This window comes from Aeromonas lacus, assembly GCF_000764665.1.
GTDB classification, from domain to species: Bacteria; Pseudomonadota; Gammaproteobacteria; order Enterobacterales; family Aeromonadaceae; genus Aeromonas; species Aeromonas lacus.
Map to the genome: position 1 here is coordinate 1 of NZ_JRGM01000125.1, position 713 is coordinate 713.

Here is a 713-nt window from a genome sequence, read left to right on the forward strand (position 1 = left end):
GAGGGACACTTTCCCGTTACCGTGGGTACAATATGTACCCCATAGTAAGAGGGGCTTGATATCGAGTCCCTTTTTTAAACCTGCATTTAAATAATAATAACAACAATAAAGCAGAGGTTCATATGCAATCAATTACAATGACAGAAATTTGGCAGTGGGTTACTGCTGTTGTCTTACCGGCGTTTGGTACTTTGTTGTGGTCATATCGCAACGAAATTAAAGAACTAGTGGAATACAAGGTTCGCACCGAGGTTCAAATCGAAAATATGAAAGAAGAGATGTCAGAGCTGAAACAGAATCAAGTAGATATCCGTGCTGAAATCAGAGATGAAATTCGTGCCGTGGGACAGGACATTAAAGCGGACATGGCTGCTTTACGTGCAGACATTAAGCGAGGAAGTTAAGGTTTAATTGCATTAAGCCTAGGCTAAAAAGAAGTAGAGTTTACTTTCCAGAAATATTTTTGCTTACGCCGAGATTGATAAAATGTTCGGCTCCAACAATAACGTACAAAGAAAAAAACTAAGGGTGCTCTTATTGACAAGGCGCCCTTTTTTCTATCTTAAGCCAATTTAAATCTGTACCCAAGTTTATCTTATTTTGACTATTGCATTTATGTTCATGTAACAATCTTAGTCAATCAGATGCACGATATCTTCGAATTGCAATATGGTTACACCACGGTGTGCATCCCAACCTTTAGGGAATGGGAT

1 protein-coding gene is annotated in these 713 nt (G+C 38.8%); it reads left to right on the forward strand.

From position 1 onward, the window contains the following. The first annotated feature begins 122 nt into the window (after positions 1 to 122). A complete protein-coding gene (locus LG31_RS0107875; protein ID WP_033113939.1) occupies positions 123 to 404 on the forward strand; it encodes a hypothetical protein in 282 nt (93 codons plus the stop codon). Positions 405 to 713 lie beyond the last annotated feature (309 nt).